Annotated in this window: 24 protein-coding genes; 16 read left to right on the forward strand and 8 right to left on the reverse strand. The window is 42.9% G+C overall.

Features of this window, described 5'->3' with window-relative positions:
• Positions 1-345: 345 nt before the first annotated feature.
• The 3 genes from F7B60_01695 to F7B60_01705 all read left to right on the forward strand — a co-directional run bounded on the left by F7B60_01695 (position 346) and on the right by F7B60_01705 (position 4,143).
• On the forward strand, positions 346-1,563 hold the full coding sequence (locus F7B60_01695) for a DNA double-strand break repair nuclease NurA (protein ID MCE4614232.1): 1,218 nt from the start codon (positions 346-348) through the stop codon (positions 1,561-1,563).
• A 5-nt stretch (positions 1,564-1,568) separates the two neighbouring features.
• Positions 1,569-3,692 carry an ATP-binding protein gene (locus F7B60_01700; protein ID MCE4614233.1) on the forward strand — a complete coding sequence of 708 codons (2,124 nt, stop codon included), beginning with the start codon at positions 1,569-1,571 and terminating at the stop codon, positions 3,690-3,692.
• A gap of 247 nt (positions 3,693-3,939) precedes the next feature.
• Positions 3,940-4,143, forward strand: coding sequence for a DUF5678 domain-containing protein (locus F7B60_01705; protein MCE4614234.1), 204 nt, complete (start codon positions 3,940-3,942; stop codon positions 4,141-4,143).
• A 206-nt stretch (positions 4,144-4,349) separates the two neighbouring features.
• Here F7B60_01705 and F7B60_01710 read toward each other — a convergent pair whose 3' ends face one another.
• Positions 4,350-6,617, reverse strand: coding sequence for a hypothetical protein (locus F7B60_01710; GenBank protein MCE4614235.1), 2,268 nt, complete (start codon positions 6,615-6,617; stop codon positions 4,350-4,352).
• Positions 6,618-6,923: 306 nt separating this feature from the next.
• Here F7B60_01710 and F7B60_01715 point away from each other — a divergent pair, with 306 nt between their 5' ends.
• The gene (locus F7B60_01715; GenBank protein ID MCE4614236.1) at positions 6,924-7,406 is read left to right on the forward strand and encodes a hypothetical protein; all 483 of its coding nucleotides are present in this window, start codon (positions 6,924-6,926) and stop codon (positions 7,404-7,406) included.
• Positions 7,407-7,427: 21 nt separating this feature from the next.
• Here F7B60_01715 and twy1 read toward each other — a convergent pair whose 3' ends face one another.
• Positions 7,428-8,474, reverse strand: a complete 1,047-nt coding sequence (gene twy1, locus F7B60_01720; GenBank protein MCE4614237.1) for a 4-demethylwyosine synthase TYW1 — start codon at positions 8,472-8,474, stop codon at positions 7,428-7,430.
• Between the two features lie 85 nt (positions 8,475-8,559).
• Here twy1 and F7B60_01725 point away from each other — a divergent pair, with 85 nt between their 5' ends.
• Positions 8,560-9,243, forward strand: coding sequence for a hypothetical protein (locus F7B60_01725; protein ID MCE4614238.1), 684 nt, complete (start codon positions 8,560-8,562; stop codon positions 9,241-9,243).
• Positions 9,244-9,291: 48 nt separating this feature from the next.
• A complete protein-coding gene (locus F7B60_01730; GenBank protein ID MCE4614239.1) occupies positions 9,292-9,960 on the forward strand; it encodes a phosphatase PAP2 family protein in 669 nt (222 codons plus the stop codon).
• 163 nt (positions 9,961-10,123) lie between these two features.
• Here the strand turns inward: F7B60_01730 and F7B60_01735 are convergent, their stop codons facing one another.
• Complete coding sequence (locus F7B60_01735; protein ID MCE4614240.1) at positions 10,124-10,678, reverse strand: hypothetical protein; 555 nt, start codon at positions 10,676-10,678, stop codon at positions 10,124-10,126.
• A 99-nt stretch (positions 10,679-10,777) separates the two neighbouring features.
• Between F7B60_01735 and F7B60_01740 the strand changes: the two genes are divergently transcribed.
• A complete protein-coding gene (locus F7B60_01740) occupies positions 10,778-11,191 on the forward strand; it encodes a transcriptional repressor (GenBank protein ID MCE4614241.1) in 414 nt (137 codons plus the stop codon).
• Between the two features lie 11 nt (positions 11,192-11,202).
• Here F7B60_01740 and F7B60_01745 read toward each other — a convergent pair whose 3' ends face one another.
• Entirely contained in the window at positions 11,203-12,357 is a 1,155-nt protein-coding gene (locus tag F7B60_01745; protein MCE4614242.1) for an FAD-binding oxidoreductase, read from the reverse strand.
• A 25-nt stretch (positions 12,358-12,382) separates the two neighbouring features.
• A complete protein-coding gene (locus tag F7B60_01750; GenBank protein ID MCE4614243.1) occupies positions 12,383-13,471 on the reverse strand; it encodes a site-2 protease family protein in 1,089 nt (362 codons plus the stop codon).
• Between the two features lie 87 nt (positions 13,472-13,558).
• Between F7B60_01750 and F7B60_01755 the strand changes: the two genes are divergently transcribed.
• The 5 genes from F7B60_01755 to F7B60_01775 all read left to right on the forward strand — a co-directional run bounded on the left by F7B60_01755 (position 13,559) and on the right by F7B60_01775 (position 16,853).
• Positions 13,559-14,017 (forward strand): GIY-YIG nuclease family protein, encoded by a 459-nt coding sequence (locus F7B60_01755; GenBank protein ID MCE4614244.1) that lies wholly within the window; start codon positions 13,559-13,561, stop codon positions 14,015-14,017.
• 24 nt (positions 14,018-14,041) lie between these two features.
• Positions 14,042-14,869, forward strand: a complete 828-nt coding sequence (gene panB, locus F7B60_01760; GenBank protein MCE4614245.1) for a 3-methyl-2-oxobutanoate hydroxymethyltransferase — start codon at positions 14,042-14,044, stop codon at positions 14,867-14,869.
• 17 nt (positions 14,870-14,886) lie between these two features.
• Positions 14,887-15,360 carry a hypothetical protein gene (locus tag F7B60_01765; GenBank protein MCE4614246.1) on the forward strand — a complete coding sequence of 158 codons (474 nt, stop codon included), beginning with the start codon at positions 14,887-14,889 and terminating at the stop codon, positions 15,358-15,360.
• 61 nt (positions 15,361-15,421) lie between these two features.
• Complete coding sequence (locus tag F7B60_01770; protein MCE4614247.1) at positions 15,422-15,733, forward strand: DNA-directed RNA polymerase subunit K; 312 nt, start codon at positions 15,422-15,424, stop codon at positions 15,731-15,733.
• Entirely contained in the window at positions 15,714-16,853 is a 1,140-nt protein-coding gene (locus tag F7B60_01775; protein MCE4614248.1) for a site-2 protease family protein, read from the forward strand. Before F7B60_01770 ends, F7B60_01775 begins: the two co-directional genes overlap by 20 nt.
• Before the next feature lie 82 nt (positions 16,854-16,935).
• Here F7B60_01775 and F7B60_01780 read toward each other — a convergent pair whose 3' ends face one another.
• The gene (locus F7B60_01780; GenBank protein MCE4614249.1) at positions 16,936-17,610 is read right to left on the reverse strand and encodes a Snf7 family protein; all 675 of its coding nucleotides are present in this window, start codon (positions 17,608-17,610) and stop codon (positions 16,936-16,938) included.
• A gap of 140 nt (positions 17,611-17,750) precedes the next feature.
• On the opposite strand from F7B60_01780, the gene F7B60_01785 reads away from it, so the two are divergent.
• On the forward strand, positions 17,751-18,458 hold the full coding sequence (locus tag F7B60_01785) for a CdvA-like protein (GenBank protein ID MCE4614250.1): 708 nt from the start codon (positions 17,751-17,753) through the stop codon (positions 18,456-18,458).
• Between the two features lie 124 nt (positions 18,459-18,582).
• Here the strand turns inward: F7B60_01785 and F7B60_01790 are convergent, their stop codons facing one another.
• Entirely contained in the window at positions 18,583-18,855 is a 273-nt protein-coding gene (locus F7B60_01790; protein MCE4614251.1) for a 30S ribosomal protein S25e, read from the reverse strand.
• Between the two features lie 145 nt (positions 18,856-19,000).
• On the opposite strand from F7B60_01790, the gene F7B60_01795 reads away from it, so the two are divergent.
• The 3 genes from F7B60_01795 to F7B60_01805 all read left to right on the forward strand — a co-directional run bounded on the left by F7B60_01795 (position 19,001) and on the right by F7B60_01805 (position 21,837).
• Positions 19,001-19,993, forward strand: a complete 993-nt coding sequence (locus F7B60_01795) for an ATP-binding cassette domain-containing protein (GenBank protein MCE4614252.1) — start codon at positions 19,001-19,003, stop codon at positions 19,991-19,993.
• Positions 19,990-20,862 carry an ABC transporter permease gene (locus F7B60_01800; protein ID MCE4614253.1) on the forward strand — a complete coding sequence of 291 codons (873 nt, stop codon included), beginning with the start codon at positions 19,990-19,992 and terminating at the stop codon, positions 20,860-20,862. The genes F7B60_01795 and F7B60_01800 overlap by 4 nt, the downstream gene beginning before the upstream one ends.
• A gap of 72 nt (positions 20,863-20,934) precedes the next feature.
• Complete coding sequence (locus F7B60_01805; GenBank protein ID MCE4614254.1) at positions 20,935-21,837, forward strand: VIT1/CCC1 family protein; 903 nt, start codon at positions 20,935-20,937, stop codon at positions 21,835-21,837.
• A gap of 28 nt (positions 21,838-21,865) precedes the next feature.
• On the opposite strand, the gene F7B60_01810 is transcribed toward F7B60_01805, so the two are convergent.
• Entirely contained in the window at positions 21,866-23,260 is a 1,395-nt protein-coding gene (locus tag F7B60_01810) for a metallophosphoesterase (GenBank protein MCE4614255.1), read from the reverse strand.
• Positions 23,261-23,450: the final 190 nt, after the last annotated feature.

The raw sequence follows: 23,450 nt of genomic DNA on the forward strand, positions 1-23,450 counted from the left end.
ATGTCTGGTCCCCCCGCTGCTCCGTTTAGTTTTGGCTGTTTTTTGAGTTGGTTTGTCAGTGCTTCTATTGGTGATAGGTAGAGTTTTCTCTTTATCAATATGGGTCCCAGAGTTTAATTGTCTCTGATCGTGGCTTTATTGTCTATCGCCTGTTGAATAGTTTCGGTGAGGCGTGTAAGATAGTTTTGTTCCATAACTACTTGATCTTTCAACCATAGAAGTCAACAGTTAGCCAGTTATCCTAAATGTTAGGCAGAGGGTTATATTTTTAACCCTCTACTGCAATATAAAACATAGGGTAATACCCAAGGTAATACTTCCACACTCCCCTGGGGGGCTGTAGAATTGGACCTGCAGAGAATAAGGGTGACAATAACAAAGATAACCAGCGGCACACCGAGAATCAAACTAATCAAACAAGCAAGAATAGACTACTACATAATAGACGATCAGCCGCAAGGACCAACAAAGCTAATAGAACACAACCACCCTATACAGCCAGTAAACCCCCCAGGGGAAACAAAAGACAAACACCTCATAATAGGACTGGACAGTAGTAGCTCAATAATCCGTACACCATTCTTCAACTTAATAACAATAACAGCCTCAGCCAGCAGCACACTAATACCGGAAGTATACGACCACCCAGAAATATACACATACCAAATCAAGCCAAGAATCAGGCAACCATACATCATAGTAGGCACAGACACAGAGCTTCCCGAGGAAGGAGAAGGCGTAACGACGAGGAACCCGCTAGGATCACCATACGGGTTCAAATACACACCGGAAAGAATAGCAGACGAGTACAGGTCGTGGATAGAGAACTGGATGCTCTCAGACCCAATCCACCAAGCAACCCGGAAACTAGAAAAACAAAACTACAAGCCGATAATCCTCCTAGACGGCCCCTTATACCAGACACCCCAACTCATAGCAAAAATGCACCTAACAGGTGAAGCGTCAAGCATATGGAGGAGAATAGTAGAAGATAGAATAAACCTAATCCAGGCATACGAAGATATAGGCATACCGGTCATAGGAGTCGTGAAAAGACTAGAGCAAAGCACAATCCTATCACACTCACAACACTACTCTAAACTAGTCAAAGGCCACTGCGGTGTAGACCTCTCCTACTATAGTCCTCCAGGAGACCAAGCACTAATACATCTACTCTTAAACCTTGGAAAATGCAGATACCATATCGGGGAAATGATGCGTACATCCATACTAGAATATACTCCAGGGGGATACGGTTTACCTAAGCTGTTCACATACATAGTAATCCCCCCGTCAATATGGAGCAAACGTGTAAGCAGCTACCGTAGCTACCGTATAGAGTTCACACGAAAAACAATGAGCATACTGAACGGGATGAATCTAACACCGTGTCAAGTCATATACCTCGAGACAGTAAGGCACGCACTACCAATACCCTTCTCAATAAAACTCAGCGACAGAAGAGCAGGAATGCTGGCACAAGCCCTACGGAGCAAGTTCAGGCGAATGCTCTCAGGGATGAATGTACCCTTCACCTATGATGAACTAACCTACCAGAGGTGACCCGTATGGTTGAGAAAGAACAATACATAGATACGGGACAAGGAAAAGACTTGATAGACCTGCAGAGAGTCCTTGAAGAGAAAACTAGGCGGGCAGTAGATGCCGCTTTAAAGTACGGGGCAATAGTAGGCTATGTATCTCGGTACAGTCCTGTAGAGGTGGACATGAGCAATGCTACAGTAGCATTCGACATAGACCCCTCAATATACTTCTCCCGGCTAAACGATCCCTCAAACCCCCTCTACCGGATGGGCAGTATACTAGCTGTAATAGACCCCAAAACGCAACACCTAGTATCAGTCCGCATCAAAGAAATCCGTAGACTAGACGAGCTAGCCAGCCTTGGAGTAGAAGAACCTCTCTCAACCCCACTAAACCCCGACACGTCCACACTCATGACGAGGACAAAGATAATTGGAGAAATACTCTTGGAATATGATCCCAAAACGGAAGCAGCCTTCCCATCTAACCTCAGCATAGAACCGCAGAGCCCAGTAATAGATCCGCAGCCAGATGTACTAGTCAAACTACTAGGACTACCCAGCCTCGGGGAAGGCGTCATAATAGGATCACTATCATTCAATTCAATACTAGTCAAAAATGGTAGCATACCGGTAGTCCTACCATACAAAGTAATGCTTCAACACACCCTAATACTAGGAACGACAGGGAGTGGGAAAACTACACTAGTCAAGAACATGATAGCGAACACTGTCAGCAACCAGACGGGCATAATCGTAGTCGTATTCGACCTAAACCAAGACTACATACAACTACTACTCCCACCCATAAAACATCCGGAACAAGGATCGGAGAGCCGAGTATACCATGGAGTCTACAAGGACACACGTGAGCCAGATAACATAATAATCATAGCACCAATCTCAAGGGAGATAGTTGGCAGAAACTTATACCCTGATGGGGATAATTTATTCCGCGGAATATTCAGGGAGTACTTTGAAGACAGCTATACACCACTCCTCACACTCCTAGGCCAAGAACATGTTCAAGGCAGGATAGAAGAGGGAAAGCACAGCCTCACCTATACATTCAAACTCAACGGGGGTACCAAAAGAATAATATTCATACCATACAGCCTATACACGCATAGAATCCCCGGAGACACCCTAGTAAACCTGATGCCAGGCCTCACAGGCCAAGCGAGAAACATACTTAGAAGGCTGAAGAGGAAGGTAGAATCAGAACTACCAATAGGATCACCTCCCCCATTCCTCGACCTATACGTAGAATCCATAAGAGTATACCTGGAGGACACGCGTAAGAAAGACAACCCCTGCGCGTCAAGAAGCCAGGAAACCTGGTTCACGAAAAGAGTCCTAGAAAACATAGCCGCAAGACTATCAGGCGACTACATACGCTTAGAAGAGAACATGGACCTCCTACTAAGTAACTACTATCACATACCAATAATAATCTGCCACGCACTACAGGAAATAACACCCCACCGCAGCTCCCTAGAAAACCTACTAAGAGAACTGGGCACACTACTAGACACAGGCATAGTAGACGTAATCACAGGAGTCCACAAGGAAAAACTAGCATTCCAAATGGAACCAGACTGGATGCAACTCCTAGAGACATCAATAGCGCTAAACTCGCCAATAATAGTGGACCTAGCATGGAGCTACCGGGCAAGCAGCCTAGGAGAAAACACACACCGTGTCACGGCAATAAGGCTATTATCAACACTCCTCACCTGGAAACACGGGATGTGGAAGGAAAGAAAGCCAACACCGGAGATACACGTATACATAGACGAAGCACACCAATTCTTCCCCAATGAAACTAAAGACGAAAACACCCGTCAACTGTCAAGCATACTCAGCAGAATAGCCAGACTTGGAAGAGCGAGAGGAATAGGGCTAGTATTCGCAACCCACACACCAAGCGACCTAAACGACATAATTATACAGCTAACAAACACTAAAATAATACTGAGAATGGATCCAGCACACCTGGAAAGACTGGACATACCCTCAGACACGAGGAGACACCTAGCACTCGCACCCCCAAGACACTACGCAGTAAAAAGCTACTACATACCAAACGGCCTCATAACAGGAGTAACAACCACACCAATAACATTACACTACGACACATCAGCATAGCTCAGTTGGTAGGGTATAGTATTATTGCCTTGATAAAAGCTAAGGCTCTTGGCAAGCCTTGGGATCACGTTAAATTGATTGGCTATGCCAGTGCTGAAGGTATATTATATGTTGTAATAAAAAGTTAATAGATCCAGTGTTTTTTCTCTGCATATCATATGAGTTTTTCATAGATTGTTTTCTTATGTTGAGATAATTCATATATCACTTCCTATAATATATAATTAGACTTAGAGAGGATGGTGTTTTGACTGGTAGGGTTTTGAAGCCTCTTAGGCCTGGGGAGCTTGATAAGGTTCCTCGTGGTAATTGGGTTGCTTTGGTTGATGGGCGGATGGTTGCTTGCGCTAGATCTCTCGAGGAGCTTATGGATATTATGGAGAAGAAAGGGTATAGTTATGATGAATATATTGCTGTTAAGCTTCATCGTCACGACTTAATGGCTGCTTAACTATCTATAGCGGTTTAGACTGTTCTGTGTGGATTAGTGCTTAGTGTTATGGTGTTTATTTTATGTTCCTACGTTTTATTACTGTTTTCAACTCCTCTCCGGTGGGGTAAGATTCTGGTTTATATATTATTACGCTTTATGGTATGGTAGGTGTAATTATCGCCTTCTAAGTTTTTATGGCTGTAAAATTGAGGTGGGTTTCAGTTTTATTTTATTGGTACCTTCACTGTTAGATTAAGAGGGTTGATTATTACCTTCATTATTGTTCCCTTTGGGAAGTGGTGGATTCTTACTTGTTCGCTTAAGTGTATCGGGAAGGCTGCTTCTATGTAGAGTTGGCCCCAGAAGTAGGTGGCGTTAGCGGGTTTTGTTATTATGGTGGTGTTTGGGAAGATTAGTTGGATGGTTGCTTTGTAGTTGTAGTATGGTAGTTTATATATTACGATTGATATTGCTGTGGATATTGTTGAAACGCTTCCGTCTATTTCGATGGTAATGTTATTTGCTTCGATTGCTTTGTGGAAGGGGTAGATTATTGTTGAAATGCTGTTGTTTGCTGTTTGTATGGTGAAGTTCTGGGGTGTACTATAGTTTTCTATTGGGATTGTCATGCTGAGTTTTGGAGGTAGGGTTTGCCTCATTTTATAGTAAGTGGTTAAACCCTTGTTCCACCAGTAGTTCGAGTGTGATATTATGTTTTTGGCTATTGTGTAGTTGAAATATTTACGGTAAATTATACTGGTGTCCGAGGGCTTTGACTCGTATATGAGGGGTATGCTCCTTATCGTCTTGTTGAGTGCGGTTATGCTGCTTGGAGGCTGGAAGTCTTCGCTACTCATTTTCTTGTCGAGTATTTCTCGGAAGATTTTTACCCAGAACTCAGGGGACTGTATATCTGGTTTTCTGTAGTGATCTGGTTTATTTGTAAAGAGAGCTTCCACATATTCGCTTGGGTTACTTGTCCATGCTATATAGTTCCCGTTGCTCCATATTATAGTGAAATTGTTTAATGCAATAGTCATTCTCTGCTTTATTAATGGTTTAAAGAGTGGTAGCCATGGTGCCTGCAGGATTCTCGGTAGGCTTGTGAGGCTTTGAGGTATTCCCATGTAGAAATATAGCATCCATCCGTTAAGAGGGTCTGAGTAGGGGTCAGTGTACTGTAGCGGTGGCTCGATATCTGTTTCGGTCGTGTTATCCCAGTCTATTCCAGCTGCTTGAAGGTCTATTACATCGTCTATTACTACTGCCGAGTCATTTACTCCGTCCTGGTCTACGTCAACCTTAGCGTTTACTAGGTTTAGATGGTTGTTTGATTTTATTTTTGAGGATGGGAATATGAGCAGGGATATTGAGTGGTCGAGATCATTTATCACCATGTATGCCGAATATGATGCTAGGGCGTTGGTAGCGAATAGGCTTGATGCTCTTGAGAAGTGGTTGCATACGCCTTCTCCAGCATAGTTTATTGTGAATGGTGTGTATTGGGGGGCGGATGCTGGGCCACCGTATGTGGTGTTTGCTCTCACTATTTCATTTGGGAGGAACTGTGGGTGTACAGTGTTCAGCACCGTGTTGTCTACCCTGTAATTCCTGCTATAGTATTCCTGCGGCGTTATAGTTTCAGGTATAATGAAGTGGTATGCGAGTGCGAATATGGGCTCCATAAGATCCCAGTATACCTCTTCTATATGGTAGAAATAGTTGCTAGTAGTGTAATTAGTGTTCTTGAAATAGGCAGGCATCTCTAGGAACACGTAAATATTGTGTATCTGTAAACGGTCTCCTTTAGTTTCAATGCTAGTATTATAGGAGGTGAAAGCCATTCTCCACATTACCCATTTTGAGGTTGGCCTGTAGTTTAACGCCAAATCCCTTGCTATCTCATTTGCTCCTTCGAGCTGGCTATACCAGTATGTAAGAATCATTGCTATAGTGTTTTCCCAGGCTGTTGAGTTTACTATAGTGCCGTGTAGAACTATGTTGATATGATCTCCATACCGGTATGCAGTTACAATAACTCCGATGCCGTATGGGAGTCTTATCACCCCGAGTCTAACTGTTTGGTTCAGAGTTGGAGGCTCAGGGCTTTTTTTATACGTTGGGTTATGCCAGTACCCTGAGGTATAATAGAGGCATTGTTGTATGTGGTATGGCTTGGTTGCTAGTGCCGTTCCAGGAGTAAGCATCACCCACCTTATCCATTTTATATATGACTTGATTGAAGGGTCGGATGAGTTGAAGTCTTTCATCTTGGCCCATAGATTATTTGTCATCTGGTCTCCATCCAAACTGTTTATCCTACCGTTTAGAGGGGAAAGGATTATTGCTGGGCTTCTAGCGATGGGAGTGGATGTTGGAATGTGGTGATATTCACTGCTGATATTAAGAAATGCCCCTATTATATATAGTGAGCTGATAAGTACTATCCCAATAATAATTAGAGCATATATCGCGGTAAACCTGTTATTCACCTCACCCGCCACCTTGAAGTAGAAAACATTACACTTTGACTGCAGCAGTGAAACCCTCTCCAGTTAGTTCCTCCATGAATGCATTCTCTTAGTTTCTTCTGGCCGAAACCTATTATTTTTTCATAGTCCATGGGTTAGTAAAGCGTTTAGAACTATCTTTGGAAGCAATCCTATAGTGATGATAACTGTTCTAGTTTACTCTGTTGCAGAATGAAACATAGAATCCTGGTAGACGTTTTTACAATATATGTTCTCATTGTTTTATTTCTTTAAAATTATACGCTATATATGTATCGGATTGAAATGGTGTTCGAACTGGATGGGCCTTGTAGGGTTGAGGGATGGATTAAGAATAAAGGGTTAAACTGGAGGCTCCACAAGCTTAATTCTAGGGTTAAAACTGTTGCAGAAGCCGCGTATGCTCTTAGTGTAGATGAGGGAAGTATAGTTAAAACCGTTGTAATAAAATGCGGCGACTTGTTCTATGCATGCATCTTACGAGGAGATACTAGGCTTGATCTTAATAAAATCTCTATTATACTCCATTGCAAGCCTCGACTCGCCAAGCCAAGGGAAGTCGAGGAAGTCACGGGCTATAGTATTGGGGGCGTTCCACCTGCACCTTTGCCATCAAGTGTGGGAATATTAGTTGACATTAGAGCTGCAGAATTAAAGCAGGCTTATGGAGGCGGGGGTGATGATTACACGCTTCTTGAATTTAGGCCGAAAGAACTTCTGGACGAAACTAATGCTGTAATAGTAGATATGGCGGCAAATTATGTTGAATGAATGGTTTTACATGGCTTTTTTCTAAAGTTTTGCCTCCGGATCACTAGGATTGTACTCGCTCTCCCCCGGATAGTCAGGTGTTCTCCATCCTCGCGGGCATCCTTTGCCGTGTCTTATAGGTTTCTCTAGTTTTGATAGTAGGACTACTCTGCTTGGCTTTGATTGACTGCGGATCGGGTATCCCGTTAGCTCTGAGAATTTCCCAGCTATTTCTCTGACTTCCTTGTGACTTAGCATGTTCTCTCTCCCTAGCCTATACCTGCTGGCTCCTACGTACATATATGATTTGAGTTCTACATAAGTCGGTTCCCCGCGATTGACCAGTTTCGCTAGTGCTTGCAGCTGTTTTTCACTAGTATTCCATCCCTTCACTAATGTTATCCTATAGACAATGGGGTTTGTCATCGTCTGGAATAGATCTATAGTCTCTAATGTAAGTTCCCATGCTCGTGGTACCAGGGGCTTGTTGAAATATTGATAGCTATCCTTATCCCATGCTTCTAGGCTCAAATACGTTTGGCTTGGTTCCTCGTCTAGCTTGGATAAAATATCCGGCCTTACGCCTCTAGTGACTAGGAAGCTAGTCATCCCCCGTTTATGTATTTCCTTTAGAAAGTCATTGAAGTACGGGTATAATGTTGGTTCCCCAGTCAAGCTTATTGCCACGTGTTTAGGATTCATCGCTTCATTTACCCTTTCAGGGTCTGCTCTTGGATGACCTTTGTAACCGCTAATTATTCTTTTGTACTCGTGGATCATTCCCTCAACTATCTCCTTCGGCGGGTCCGCATAGGGCATTTTGGTTTCATCCCATTCAAACCCCATGTCTTGTGGTCGGAGCCTCCAGCAGTGTAGGCATGCGTTCCAGCACCAGAATGCTGTTGGACTCATTTGTATGCAACGGTGGCTTTCTATGCCATAGAACTTGCATTTATAACAGAATCTACCCTCTACTAATGCAGCGTGGTTCCAGTAACATTTCTTAACAACACTGTGCCTGCCTACGAAATGGTATTTCTGCTTCTCCATCCTCTGCCTTAACAGTTTGTAGCGCTCCTCGTCGAACACCTTTGTGCACCTGTTATTCACAGTATTAATAATTGGGAGCCTATAAATCAACCTTTAACTAGTAATTTTGTTTGGGGAGTAGCTTTTGTCTTCATCAATGCGAGCCACAGTGAAGTGTAGGAAGGACGCTGTCGGACTGGTGAAGAAACTCTATCGCGCAAGGAAAGCTGTAATTGTGAATGCTAGGCCACCAGGGGGTAATGTTGATTTATCGCCTAGCTGGAGAACTTTAACCATTTATATAAGCCCGGTCTTTGCAGGGGGGGATATTACTGATCAGTTAATCCTAAGCCTAATATTAGCGTATAGGAAGAGGAGGCTTGCTCGGGGTGTTGCAGAGGCTCTTGCGATACTGTCTCTAGCGTTTATAGGTAGCCTATCTAAAACTATTGCAGGCCCATGGTACAGTCTATTATACCTGGTAGCCGTGATAGCGTCTGCATTCGTCGCGGCATATATCATTGCACTCTCCAGGAGAATGACAGGTAAACCTACGCTTCAGCTTTCATTGGCATCTATCTTACTGTCGGATCCACTGTGCAAGGCTACTGTGGAGTCTGTTAAACAGTTGCTTTATTGGGGGATAATTGAGAAGGATAAGGATGTGAAATCAGATCAGGTTGTTGAAGGTAGATTAAGATGGCCTAGGAGAATTGTTTCGTATAATCACTACAGGGATATAGTAAAGAAGTATCCCGCACTAATCTCAATAGTTGGGGTGAGTAGTGAACGGTGCAACTTGTATCCTAGTGGTAATATTGAAAAATAACCGGGTTGCTATATGTAACCATAGTAAAATTTGTTGGATGATGTAGCAATGAATGATAAAGCCATCAGTCGACGTGGACTGACTAGTCTAATTGTACTACTTATAGTATTCGTCTTTTTACTAGGATTAGAGGTTGGAGGGTATTTCAACGAAATAAACCAGGAGGTCAATACTGGCATTCCACATTCGAGTTCTGTTACTGTTCAGTTGCTTACAAACAGTGTGGATATAATTGTCATTCTGTATGTTCTACTGGTTCCCATATACTTTCTCTATAAGACGCGGAGGCTTCCAGCAGATTACGTGTTGGCTATAATTTCCATCATTACGGCGATGATTATTGTTGCCCTCCTAAAGATTCTCGTCGGAGAACCTAGGCCTGGGGCATCAGTTATACATTACTCTATTAGTACGGTTATATGGAATCTTGATTATCTGTCATTCCCATCTGGGCATACTGCAAGGGCAACCGTGATAGCATGGTATTTGGGTAAGAGGAGAAGTCTTGCTCTGAAGGTATTGTTGAGTGTTTGGGTTATAGGGATAGCTGCTAGCAGGCTTGTTGTAAACGCTCACTGGTTCGGTGATGTTATCACATCGCTAGATCTAGGGCTTTTAGTGTGCTTCATTGTTGATAAAACTAGTTGGAAATGGATATATCTCTATAATAAATTAATGAAACCTCTTCCTGTTCTCCGAGTAGACGAACAGGCTTAGCTTTTCGATTCAATCCATATAGCCGTATATTGTCTCGATTTGCGCAAGAACCATTCAGAGATTAATACTATGGTTTTAGCATATGATTAGTGAGCATGGTAATTTATTTTAAAAAGGATCGAAGGCTGACTTAACGAGCTTTTTTAATCATAAAGGAAAAAGATCATGTTTTGAGGAATTTGCTAACGTAGGGGCTTTCTCCCGGTGTTCTCCTCCTGAAGTGTCCTGACGGTTTTCCTGTTAGTAGTTCCTCGAACCATGCTTCATGTTCTATTTCTTCGTGGAGTATTGCTAGTGCTAGATCATATGTTCTCGGGTCTTTTCCATGTGTGTAGCTTGTTATTTCGGTGTATATCTGTACAGCGCATCTCTCTGCGTCTAGGAGCACTTTTAGAATGTTTTCTATTGTAGGGTTCTCAGGTAATTTGGCATCCATGCATCCCGCTATTGACGCGAATTCTTTTATGTCGTTCGGTAGCTGTCCTCCGAGTTCGTATATCCTGGGTACTAGTGCTTCAAAGTGGTTTCTATCTTCGATTCTCGCGTCCTCGACTATTTCTTTGATAGTTTCTCCTTCAAGTCCGGCTGCATGGTTTCTTAGGATTGTGTAATAATAGTATGTTGCGAATTCCGCTGCGGCGGCTCTTACCAGCATGTCTAGGAGTTTATTGATGTCGATCCCCGCTTTCTCTATTAATTCAATGTTTTTTCTAGGCATATATAACACCTTAAAATGATTTCTAATTAGAAATTGTTTCTGGTTATACTATATAAATATATGCCTCCCAATCTAACAGACAGACCAGGATCATTAAAAATGGAAAACCTGGATAAGATAATGAAGGAACTGAAGAAAACCGGCATGAAACAGACACCACAGCGCATAGAAGTAGTTAGGGCTCTTCTAAAGCTGAAAGAAAAGCATCCCACGCTTAATCAAGTATACAATGAGGCAAAAAAGAAAGTTCCCACACTCAGCTTTTCCACGCTATATACGATTGTTAAGAAACTAGAGGAACTAGGCGTCATAAAGCTCTTCGACCTGCTAGGAGAAACAAGAATAGAGGTAAACAATAAACCCCACATTAACATAATAGACCTTAGTAATGGAGAAATAGATGACTATAATGACGATTCTCTGGTGAAGGAAATAGTTGAAGAGACAGGATTAGACCGCAGTGACTTCGTATTAATCAATATTCTCGTCTACAAGGAGAAGACTAGTAAGTAACTATTGTACACTTAGAATATACATTTGTTCCTATGACCGCAGCTAGGATCGTATAACTCGTTTATAACTATCCTGGTTGGCTTGGGGTATTGGTATAATTTCCCAGTACTATATAGCCATGGTATTGGCTTGCCGTGAATAAAGTTGTCAACTAGCATGCTCGCAACTCCGGGAGCTCTCATAATGCCATAGCCATCTAATCCGCCTGCAATAAAAATCCTTCTTTGTCCGATAATTGGTCCTGCGTATGGTATTCCGTCCATAGCTACCTCGCAGGGACTGCTCCATACTGAGGCTAGTTCTCCACGCTCCATGTGTGGAAACCTTATCGTCAACGCTTCTATTACTCCCAGTGTTATATTCTGGTTGGGGTTCAATCCCTCCTCTGGTTGGTTGAGGGGTCTGCATCCGTCACCAGTTATTATACTGTTTTTAGATTCAGGAACGATGTATATTTCATCTGTGTAATCGTAGATAGATGTGTCAGGGTCTGGAGGGGTTGTCTTGACTTTGTGTGCTTGACAACTGTATAGGAAGACTTTGCCTTCGAGCCCGGCGAGCCGAACTCCCCACGGCCCTGAAGCTATAATTGCATAGTCGTATTTTTCTACTCCATTGTTTTCGGATTCTACCTCTACTAGGTGACTGTTTTCCTTAATGCTCAGGACGGGATTATATTCCAGCAGTCTTACTCCTATCTCCTGGTATTCTTCTCTTAGTGCTTGTGTCAAGATGCCAGTGTCAAGTATATAGTCTCTCCATGTTTCAAGACCTATTAATGTCTCAGGATCATGTATTCCAGGTAGTCTTTCTTCTAGATTCCCCCCTTCGTAAAGCTTGTAAGGTATACCCCACTTCTCTAGCTTGCCAGTTATCACTTGTATACATTGTTTACTATCTTTGTCGAATAAGCTTACTCCGTTAACCTTTCTATAGAGTCCGTAGCCTTTTTCTCTGAGTCTTCTATAGTATGATAGGCTTCCGCTTGTGAGTGTGTAGTCGTGATCCAAGTATAGTTGGAATGTAACTATTCCAGCAGCTTTGCTGGAGGCTTCCTGGAATAACTGCCCCCTCTCGTAGAGGGTTACATCTAAATTATTCATTGATAGTTGGTGGGCTAGTGATGATCCTAGAATTCCACCTCCTATGACGGCGATTTTAACCAAGCACTGTACACCTCTGATAGTTGGGTTAGTGAGGTATTGTTAGCAGTGAGAGGAATACTATTAGTGTGCCGAGTTGTATAGTGTGGTTCACTATCTTACCCCACTTGTAGCGTTCTAGGAAGTCGGAAACTAGTCTGCCTCCATCAGTAATGTATAGCGGGGCCATGTTTATGAATGCGAGGCTGAGGTTGATCCATGCCATAGAGTATGCGAGTAGGCTGGCGCTACTGCAAAATACCCCGCTCATGACGCTGATACCTATGAGGGATCTATTCTCCTTGATTTTTTTCCAGACTGTAATATTTAGAGGCTGCCCGCTTCTTTTTATAGTTAACGTGAAGTTAACGTCAGGGGGAATTTTAGGGTAGACATTTGTGAATCCGCCTTTCTCAACGGGAGTGCCGTTGACAGCTACTATCATATCCCCCGGTTTCAACCCCGCCTTTACAGCCGGCATGTTAGGTTCTACTCCCACAATGCATACTCCTGTAGGTGGAGCTGCTATGGTGTAGAGGAATAATAGGGCTACAAGTGCTATTGCGAGATTAGCAGCTGTACCCGCATTATATACGAAGGCTCTTGCTTTTAGGGAGGCTTTACGGAGTTCCTCCTCGTCAGGCTCTACGAATGCTGCTGGTATAAATGTTAGTAGAAGTATTCCGGCGTTCTTCACTTTTATACCGTTTACTCTTGCAGCGAAAGCATGGCTGAGCTCGTGGAATAAGGCGCCTACACCTATAGCTAGTGCTATATAATACAGTAAAGGCCCCTTGATGGTTACTCCTGGTATAACAGGTACGAAGCCTGCTACTGCGCCACCGGCCTCGGATGGGTGAATATACTTGGTGTAGAGTCCCTGTCCGAACAGGAAGTAAATTCCTGCTATGCTGATGGCTGCACTTACATGTGTAAATACCATATAGGCCTTGCTCAGTATGGTTCCACGGTACTTCTCCCAAGACTTGAAGCCGTATGGTATTCTCAGCATAAAGAACAATGGATAAATTATTAGTTTCTTCTCTTCATCAGGCTTGTCTCTAGTGATATACCAGTATATTATTCCTATTGCTGTCCATCCAGCGGTAATCGCTATGAGTGCACCGATGATATTCAATACCGTTGCCCCACTTCATTTAACAAGGGATAGCCTGCATTATAAATTAGGAGCCTTGACTCCACACTACTCGGGGAGAAGGGAATGTTGAGTGATAGTGGTGGCCTTGAAAGGTATAGAGGGGTAAAGGGGTTATATCTTCTTGTCATTGGATTGGAAGAGGGAGATTACCGGGTAGGGAGGCTTTACGAGGGAAAGCTACCTGATGGATTCTATGTTTATATAGGAAGCGCTTGGGGTTCTGGAGGTCTTGGAGCACGTCTATCCCGGCATTTGGTTAGAAGTAAGAAGGTTCACTGGCATATTGACTGGATAACAAGTGATCCGCGAAGCAGGGTATCCAGTGTTTACATTTTACCAGGAGTTAAGGGGGAATCAGATCTGTATAATATTGTCTCAAGCATAGGTGGATGTATTATACCAGGATTTGGTAGCAGTGATGATCCTGGTTCCCGCTGTCATTTGCTTTACTTGAAAACCGACCTCGACGTCTTGGAGGGTATCTTGAGCGAGTTTTACCCGAATTATATTAAAATTCTTCTATAGAAATAAAAGCACCCTAAACCTAAAATGGTACCTGGGTGTAGGATTATTTTGAGCGAGCACAAGAAAGTAACCGCACGTAAAATCAGTAAAATGAAAGGTAAAGATAAAATAGTCATGGTAACCGCTTATGATTATCCTAGTGCCAAGGCTGCTGACGAAGCAGGCGTAGACAGTATCCTCGTAGGTGATAGCCTTGCAATGGTTGTTCACGGTATGAAGAACACTCACAATGTCCCAATAGAACTCATGGAGTATCATGTGAAAGCTGTTGCTCGGGCCGAGCCGTCTGCTCATGTTGTTGGGGATATGCCGTTTATGAGCTATGAAACAGGTACGCGTGATGCGGTTATCAATGCTGGCAGACTAGTAGCTGCAGGTGCTGACAGTGTCAAACTCGAGGGTGGAGGCGAGTATAGTGATGTTGTTAGAGCAATAGTTAGGTCAGGTATACCTGTTATGGGCCATATAGGTCTCACACCGCAGAAATACCTGGCACTAGGTGGGTATAGGAAAATGGGTAGGAAGCCTGGTGAGGCAAACGAGATACTCATGGACGCTAAAGCACTTGTCGATGCAGGTGTTTTCAGTATTGTTATAGAGTATACTAGTGCTGAGGTTGCTAGGAAAGTTACTCAGACTGTTCCTGTACCAACGATATGCATAGGATCGGGGCCCTACTGCGATGGGCAAGTCCTAGTATTCCATGACCTCCTGGGTTTCTCACCCTATGAGCCGCCTCCATTCGCAAAGAATTACGCGAATTTATATGATATTGTGAGAAAAGGTATTATCCAGTATGCAAAGGATGTAAGAGAATTAAAGTTCCCGGGTCCTGAACACTATTTCGACTAGAATTGAGAGTGTATAAATTGGATCCAAGGCTAAGACTACTAGGCCTCTTCATATTTTTCCTATTAATCCCACCTATTGGCTACGGAATCGTGTCCTCCAAGACAGCGGCTTTAGACTCCGTCAGCTTTAGCCAAATTTACTGGAAGAATGGTCATTACTATTTTAATCTTACCTTAAAAATTGACAATCCTTCCCTACTACCATTAGACCTCGGAGTTAATGTTATGCATTTGACTGTCAACAACGTGTCAATAGATATTACTAACCTTACTTTATCAAAGAACGCTATTCCTAGTAGGAATAAGACCCTTGTAACCCTCCTGATAAACGGTGTCCCGATGGGGCAGGCTTCTGAGAATGGTTACACTCCGGTTAAAGTTGGTGCTGATGTTTGCATAGAACTTTCAACGGAACCGAGCTTTCTCGGGTTCCCAAAAGGGATTTACTGCAGTCATGCTGAGAGCAGTAGTGTAATTGAAATAGGGAGTTAGAATTTAAAAGCCCCGTCAACACTCCTACACTAAGGATGAGTGAACAGGTGGACATGTATTGATGAAGAAAGAGGAAAGGATAAGTTATCCGAGAGTAATTGACGAGATAACCATAGGCCCTCCCTATCTAACCAAGTACGAGAAAGCGAGGATTATTGCAGCCAGATTATTCCAGTTATTCCTAAACGCGCCCCCCCTTATTAACCCTGAGAAGATAGGCTCACGTAACATGTATGAAATAGCTAAAGAAGAAGTGGAGAGAGGAATACTACCGGTGGCTATATACAGGAAAGCACCGGAAGAAGCCCAGTCTATATCGTTGAGACTCTTACTGGAGACTGGTGAAAAATTAATTGGAAGAAAAACCATATAACGAAACAATCCTCCTCGAGGAGAGAAAGGAGGATTTTCCCTGTAGGAACATAGTTGAGAGCAAGCTCAGCCGGGACTACCATGTAGAAAGGCAGGGTGCTTTACAGTATACTATTCAGTTCCCTTATACTATTGAACTAGGAGAGCCTGGCTGGAGAGAGTTTTACCAGCAAATGATTAGATCCGGTTGTAAACCACTTGTCAGAAAGTGGAAAGGTTATACGCTTCTTATAATAGTTAGGGAAGAAGAGAAAAAGAAGAGGGTCAATACTCTAGCAGGGCTGATGTTAGCGCTAATTACTCTAGTAACGTTGTACATTAGCGGTGATTATCTAGAACAGAGCATGCTCGCATATGGTTATACTGGAAGTATTTCCGCTTCGTTGATACCGTCACTCTATGTCATAGGGTTACTCGGTCCTCTGTTGATACACGAGACAGGGCACTGGAGCATGATGAGAGTATACAAGACTCCGAGTAGTATGCCTTATCTCCTACCGGCTCCACCACTCCAATGGGGGTTCCTCGGAACATTTGGCGCCGTGATTAATATGAGGTGGCTTCCGCCTACAGTAGACGCTTTAGCTGTAGTTGGTGTTATGGGGCCTCTCGCAGGGTTTATAGCTGCGATACCTGTGACTATTTACGGGTTGAAAATGAGTTTAGTTGTTCCTGCATCAATGGCACCTTCAGGCGGATACTTAATGGCTTACCCGATTATATTCCTACTTCTCAGTGATAAATTCCTACCGACACCGACTGGGAGTGAAGTAGTCTTGCTCCACCCGTTGGCTTTTGCAGGGTACATTGTTTTCCTCGTGACTTTCCTCAATCTTATACCGATAGCCCAGCTCGATGGAGGACATATAGTTAGAGCATCTCTGGGTGATAGAGGACATAGAATAGTTAGTAATGCTTTTCTAGTACTTCTACTAGGCTTTAGCTTAATTGAACCATTTCTATTGTTATTTGCATTGATAGCTTTCACAATACACATGCTATCAAGGGGAAGGCATCCTGGCCCCGCCATGCCTGTTGAGAGGCTCAGCGTAAAGGGGCAGCTGGCTGTTATTACATTCTTTATACTCTTATTCCTCACATTCCCATTACCGACTACATGAATATCTCCTAATAGTTCTGTTTATAAAACTAGTTTGAGAATTTGTTTTTGTTAAAAACTACAAATAGAAAATAGTTAGAGGATTATGGGGATCCTACTTCTCCGCTGTTGGCAGGTGTTCCTGGTAGCCCTCCAGTAGGTAAGGCTGGGAACTGATCCTTCATCTGCTGCTGTGCTACTAGCTGCGCTTCCTCTAGTATCTTCCTCGCTTCCTCGTTTACAGCCTCATCCATAGGCATCTCTATGAATCCAGCGGAACTCATTGCTAGAGCGTTATGTAATTCTTCTACTGTCTGCATTATATCAATATATGCGTCGGGCATTACGTTCGCCATCTGGGAGGCTATCATCTTTATAGCGCCTAGGGCTGGTCCTAGATCTTTGTATGCCTCACCTATAATTAGGACAGTCTCTAGCCTGGTCTTCGCTCTCTCTAGAGCGAATCTTATTGTGAGCACGCCCTTAGCGACTTTCCTTATCTCAGCCACCTCGCTAGCATACATTTTCGCTTTAACCATATCGCCATGTTTATATGAATCCACGACTTTCTCGAATAATTGTTGATCCCTTGCCCTTAGCTTGCTTGTTATATAATCCATCCTGGAGATATGTGTCCCTAGCTTATAGATAGCGTTGCTTATTTGATATCTGAGGCCGGGGCTAGGATTAACTATTTCCTTGAAAGTGTCCTTAATAGCGTTCCTGACAGTCTTCTTCGGCCCTGTCCAGTTTTTACCGAAGTCACCTAGGCTGGACATTTGATTTTTCACCGTTGGACTATTGAATCAGTAATTTATTTAAAGGGACTCCCGGTCTTACCATCTGACCCCTTTTATACACTGGTAATACTAAGGATAACACCGAGACGATGCCTCGTAGATTAAGGGGTGTATTATATATGGGTATAAAGGTAGAAGAAATCTCCGGCTACCTGGGACTTGAAATACATGATCCTTATGGGAGGATTTTTGGGGCACTTGTGACATTCTACAGTAATGTTCACGGAGAAGTCGAGGGGTTCGAGGTCAAGGTTTCCGATGATAAAATAGTCCATATAGAGCCGGAGAAGATACGTGTTGAGGATGGTAAACTTGTTGTTCTCCCTGAATGGAAGTTCCGCGCCGTCACAGTGTTAGATGCTCTTGATAGAGCTCTAAAGAGGAAGAAGGCTATAGAGAAAACCCTCAGCCAAACAGACCTTCCTGGAAGCGTTATAGAGACTTACCTAAAGAAGCTGAATGAGGATATTAAGAATTTAAAGAGTGAGGCTGTCAAAGCCAAGACTGAGATAAAGGTAAGAATGAACAGGATAGAAGACGAAGTCTTACATGTGGATAAAGCCCTCGTTAACCTTCAGATAACTTATCTAAGCGGTGAAGTCAGTGACACTGCCTTCAGGAAGAGCAGTGAACAGTTGAAGAGGATAAAGGGTTGGCTTCTAGAGGAGATGAGTGATGCCAGATCTACTATAGAGAAAATAGAGAAGATAGAATCTAGTCCGGTTCTCCTGGCTGAAATCCCTAAACCTAAAGAGAAACAAGGTTCTACAAATGTTCCTGTGAAGGCTCCGAATGAAGATGTTGTCGTAATGCTTAGCGGTGAGTAAACGAACCGAACCTCCCTTCTATTAGTTTTTGATATATTAAATAATTTGTCATGCTTTAGTTTTTGAGTGTATTAATTGCAATGAAAAACAGTAATCCGTGTATAGTTTATTTGTTTATAGGAGGTTATTTCTCGGGTACGTACACAGGGCTCCTTTTATTTGGTGTATATAGTGCCACTACACCCTTTTCCTCCATGATTCTCAGCAGTTTCTTTGCACTTGAGAGCGTTAAATTGTATTTCTGTGCTACCTTGAATGGAGTCCAATAACTTTCTTTGGGGAATTCTTTTTCAGCCCTTTTTATTAGCTCCTCAGGGACTGCTACATTATACATTGCTTGTTCCGTCATACTCCTAGCTTTCTGCGGTTGACTTGACTGTTTCTTTTTCTTTGCCATGAACTACACCTCTAACTATATTGAAACCAATATTGCACGGACAATATAAATTATTGTTAATGAACTACTGTCATTATATGTATGTAGCGTATATAATATAATGCGTTAATAAACAACAACTAGCTATAGAAGGTGAGCCAGGGAATTGCCGGATAATTGTGCAGTAGAGGTAATGGGGTTAACCAAGGAATACGGTGATTTAGTTGCCGTAGACAAGGTGAGCTTTTGCATACCTGAAGGTATAGTATTTAGCCTCCTAGGCCCCAACGGTGCAGGCAAAACAACCACAATCCATATGCTATCAACACTTCTACAGCCGACAGGCGGGGATGCATATATTCACGGTTTCAGTATAATACGAGATAAAGGGGAAGTCCGGAAGATAATTGGGCTTGTACCTCAGGACCTCACAGCCGACGATGAGTTAACTGGATGGGAGAATGTTTACATACAAGCCAAACTTTATGGCCTTCAGAGCGGTAAAGCAGAGGAGAAAACCGAAGAAGCCCTCAGGTTCATGGAGCTATGGGATCATAGGAAAAGGAGAGTCTCGACTTATAGTGGAGGTATGAGGAGGAGAATAGAGATAGCTATGAGCCTTGTAAACGAGCCTAAGGTAATGTTCCTAGATGAGCCGACGTTAGGCTTGGACGTTCATTCGAGGAGGCATCTCTGGGGTCTAATTGAAAGGTTGAAGGAGCAGGGTACTACTATCCTATTAACAACCCACTACATGGATGAAGCAGAACATCTAGCAGATCGAGTCGCAATTATAGATCATGGTAAGATAATTGCTGAGGATACGCCAGATGGACTTAAGGCCAGGATAAAAGGTGACAGGATATATCTAAGGTTCAAAGGTGAAGAAGAGACGCAGGCCTTGTTAAAGGAGTTAGCTGTAAAAGGATTCGATTCGTCACTACATAATGGATCAATAATAGTTAAAGTAGAGAAGAGCGAGGCAGTTCTGCCTAAGCTTATCACACTCCTCCAAGGAAAAGAGCTTCTTGAAATCCGTGTAGTAAAACCTAACCTCGAGGAGGTTTTCATAGAGTTAACTGGACGAGGGTTAAGGGGAGAGGAAGAAGCGTTTGATTCCTTCAAGTATAGAGTTATGAGGAGGAGGATGAAGAAATGAGCGGTTTAATTGTACTCTTCAAACGAGAGCTCAAGAAGTGGTTTGGCAGGCGTGCAGTCCTGTTCATGAGTCTTGTGACACCATTAATATGGATTGCACTATTCGGTAAAAGCTTCAACTTGAACGCGCTAGTTAGTGTCAGTGCACAGGCACTCATTCCACCGCAGCTACAAGGGTTCATCGATCCAAAGACCATTGAAGGAATAGTTAAGAAGGCCATGGAGAACCAGTTGAAAAGCATATTTGGTACAACAGACTACTTCACATTCTTCGCTAGCGGAATGCTAGTAGCCTTCTCAATATTCCAAGGAGCGTTCGGTGGTGTAGGAGTTGTATTCGATAAGAGACTAGGGTATATGAGGAGAATACTGGTCACTCCGGTGAGGAGGTCATATATCTACCTCGCTAAACTCTTCGGGACACTAACTAGGATAAGCATTCTGAGCCTCATACTGCTGGCTGCAAGCATTCCACTGGGATTCAAGTTCAAGCCCAATCTCACTGTAGTGGATGTAATTGTACCTTGGATAGCGATAATGCTCCTGTCAATATCCATACTCTCAATATATATGGTGATAGCATTCTACACAGATAACCAGGAAGTAATCTTCGCTGCTTCAAATCTCATCAATCTCCCATTAATGTTCGCTTCGAACGCTATATTCCCATTAAAACAGATGCCTGAGTGGCTCCAGGTAATAGCTAAATACAATCCTGTTACGCATGCAGCATACATCGTGAGATACCACCTTATAGGAAGTAGCATACCGAACTACTGGGAAAGCATGATTTATCTAGTGATCAGTGCAGTGGTGCTTTTAGCTGTTAGCATGTATTATAGCACGCGGAAGATGGAGAAGGGTATATAATAACCTATAGATTTATAGCTAAGTCTATAATTTTCTGATCCAGGCTTCTAGTTAACTTACGGTGAGATAGCTATGAGTATACTTACCGAACAAACAAAAATTAAGGTAAGAGAATTCTGTATAGATGAATACAGGGATCACATAGTCTATAAAACACTAGCCAGACGGGAGAAGGACATCGATAGGCGGAAAATTCTGGAGAAACTTTCCGAGGAAGAATACAAGCACTATCTGTTCTGGAAAAAAGTGATAGGAGGAGAATGCAGGGCAAGAATCGGTACCTCCTATCTATGGATAGTCACACTGAGTAGAATCATCCTAGGACTAACGTTCACCCTCAAAATGCTCGAGAGAGGTGAAGAGAAAACTATAGCAGAATATAGGGGGTATCTCAGCAACCTAGGAGGTGAGGAGAGGCAGAAGCTCGAGGAGATAATTAAAGATGAGGAAACACATGAGTCAAGCCTGATGAGCCAGATTAACGAAGCGGTCGTAAGATATATGAGTTTCATAGTGCTAGGTCTGGCTGACGCTATTGTTGAAATAACAGGTGTACACGCAGGGTTCCTGGGAGTCACCAGTAGCACTACTGTAGCAGGTATAGCTGGTTTAGTAGTAGGGTTCTCCGCTGCAATAAGTATGGCTAGTGCTGCTTACCTACAGGCTAAACATGACTTCGAAAAGAACCCTATATCATCGGCCTTAGTAACTGGATTCTCTTATATAAGTGCAGTTGTGGTTCTAGCGTCACCATACTTCACCACACACAATATGCTTATAGCCTTCCTAGTAAGCGTATCATTCGCTATAACGCTGATAGCCACATTTACATTTTATGGAAGTGTAGTGTTTGACAAAAAGTTCTTAAGAGAATTCATAGAGTCAACAGGGCTTATGTTAGGTACGGCTTTCTCAGCATACTTCTTCGGAGAGATACTCGGTGTATACTTCGGTGTGAGAGGAGTATTCGGATAAGGATAAGAAATTAGGGGGAGTGACTCTCTTACCTATAGAGTTTAGCCATAAGGTAAATGGCAATTACCAGTAGAATAGCCACTGCGACACTGCCTATTATCATTCCATCTTTATCCTTGTAAGCTGCTGGATTTGGTGCGCTGGATGTACTTGACAAACTGGTATTACCTGTTGTTCGAGCGTTTGTAACGGTCTCTTCCGTTACTACTAGAGTAGAGCTTGTCGACTTCTCGCTTTCAATCACGTAGCTAGGATTGTTTTGATCGAGTAGTACTGCCTTATTTCCGGGTAAGGTAATATAGGCATACCAGCTTGTTGATGCTGTTTTCACGCTAACAGACGTCAAACTTTGCTCATATGTGAAGGATGTCGTCGAATTAGGGTTGGCCATCAGGACTATGTAACTGTTCTCGTTATTGATGAGGTTAAACCTAACTGGAACACTAATCGGTTTTCCTTCAATATTCACTAACGTATTACTGACAGTCCCAGTGATTACAGTCTTCCCGTTCTCTAATGTTACTTTGGTATGCTTCTCTATCCCAATATTGCTCTCATTGTTTACCAGTACTGTAGTGTATTTGAACGTTCCATTGGGGTATAATATTAGCAGGAGATAATGATTCTTCCCTGTAATGATCAAAGTGTTGTTTCCAGGTGGTGGCCCCCTATTCTCATAAAGAGGTGCACCGGCACCCCCAGTTATTATCCATGTAACATTATAACTACGTGTCACAGCGTATCCATGCCAGTGTCCTTGTAATACTAGTTTGACTAAACCTGGATGCTGTTGCAGAAAGCTTAGGAGGATGCTTGCTCTTGTAGCATCCATATTGTGTCCAACATTTGGTATAACAGGCCTGTGATAAACGAGTATTAGGCTCCTATCATCCAGGTTTTTAGTAGTATTATCTAGCTGGCTCTTCCAGTACGTTGCATCACCAGTTTCACCGTCTAGAACTGCAATTCTCCATCCTGGGAAAGTATCCATATTGTAGTGCTTCGGTGCTATAAGGGATGTCCAATATCCTATTGCCCCACCGTATTGAATATCATGGTTGCCGATACAAAGCCATATATTCCAGATGCTAGTGTTCGAGAGTAGGCTATATAATGCCTTGAACTGCCACGGTGTCCCTCTACCTATCTGGTCTCCAGTTCCTATCATTGCGAAGGGATCCATGACTTCTGTTTGATTGAGTATTTTTAGGAATACAGGTGTGAAGCCGTTTGATACCTCTACTTCAGGCCTGTTGTCTCCAAATATTACAATCGGGTACCAAGGTAAGTCTCCTGGAACATTACGGCTTGTCTCGTTTAACACAGTTTCTGTAGTTGCCGGGGTGTTTGATGATGTTATTGTATAGAACTGTATGCCCAGTAGTAGCAGTATCGCCAGCACTAATGCCGTCTTACCTTCCATTTAAACAGCACCTAACCAGATCCAATCATGGCTAGTTTATTAAAACTCTATCGAACCTAATAACTGGGCAATAATCTTTAAACCCGTAACTGTTTAGTGACACTAATGTTTTTATCATTCCATTACGTATTAAATCCTAACAAGTGGAGGACCCGCATAAACCATCCTAGACTACTAGTCAGAATAAGGG

Origin of the sequence: Candidatus Tiamatella incendiivivens (genome assembly GCA_015522635.1) — an archaeon.
In the GTDB taxonomy this organism is placed as follows: domain Archaea; phylum Thermoproteota; class Thermoprotei_A; order Sulfolobales; family Acidilobaceae; genus Tiamatella; species Tiamatella incendiivivens.

Excerpts from the sequence above, each read along its gene's own strand:
- F7B60_01800 (MCE4614253.1), top strand. The coding sequence starts at position 19,990 with ATGAGCGGTTTAATTGTACTCTTCAAACGAGAGCTCAAGAAGTGGTTT.
- F7B60_01740 (MCE4614241.1), top strand. The coding sequence starts at position 10,778 with ATGGAAAACCTGGATAAGATAATGAAGGAACTGAAGAAAACCGGCATG.
- F7B60_01790 (MCE4614251.1), bottom strand. The coding sequence starts at position 18,855 with ATGGCAAAGAAAAAGAAACAGTCAAGTCAACCGCAGAAAGCTAGGAGT.
- F7B60_01805 (MCE4614254.1), top strand. The coding sequence starts at position 20,935 with ATGAGTATACTTACCGAACAAACAAAAATTAAGGTAAGAGAATTCTGT.
- F7B60_01735 (MCE4614240.1), bottom strand. The coding sequence starts at position 10,678 with ATGCCTAGAAAAAACATTGAATTAATAGAGAAAGCGGGGATCGACATC.
- F7B60_01770 (MCE4614247.1), top strand. The coding sequence starts at position 15,422 with ATGAAGAAAGAGGAAAGGATAAGTTATCCGAGAGTAATTGACGAGATA.
- panB (MCE4614245.1), top strand. The coding sequence starts at position 14,042 with ATGGTACCTGGGTGTAGGATTATTTTGAGCGAGCACAAGAAAGTAACC.
- F7B60_01785 (MCE4614250.1), top strand. The coding sequence starts at position 17,751 with ATGGGTATAAAGGTAGAAGAAATCTCCGGCTACCTGGGACTTGAAATA.
- F7B60_01780 (MCE4614249.1), bottom strand. The coding sequence starts at position 17,610 with ATGTCCAGCCTAGGTGACTTCGGTAAAAACTGGACAGGGCCGAAGAAG.
- F7B60_01700 (MCE4614233.1), top strand. The coding sequence starts at position 1,569 with ATGGTTGAGAAAGAACAATACATAGATACGGGACAAGGAAAAGACTTG.
- F7B60_01730 (MCE4614239.1), top strand. The coding sequence starts at position 9,292 with ATGAATGATAAAGCCATCAGTCGACGTGGACTGACTAGTCTAATTGTA.
- F7B60_01810 (MCE4614255.1), bottom strand. The coding sequence starts at position 23,260 with ATGGAAGGTAAGACGGCATTAGTGCTGGCGATACTGCTACTACTGGGC.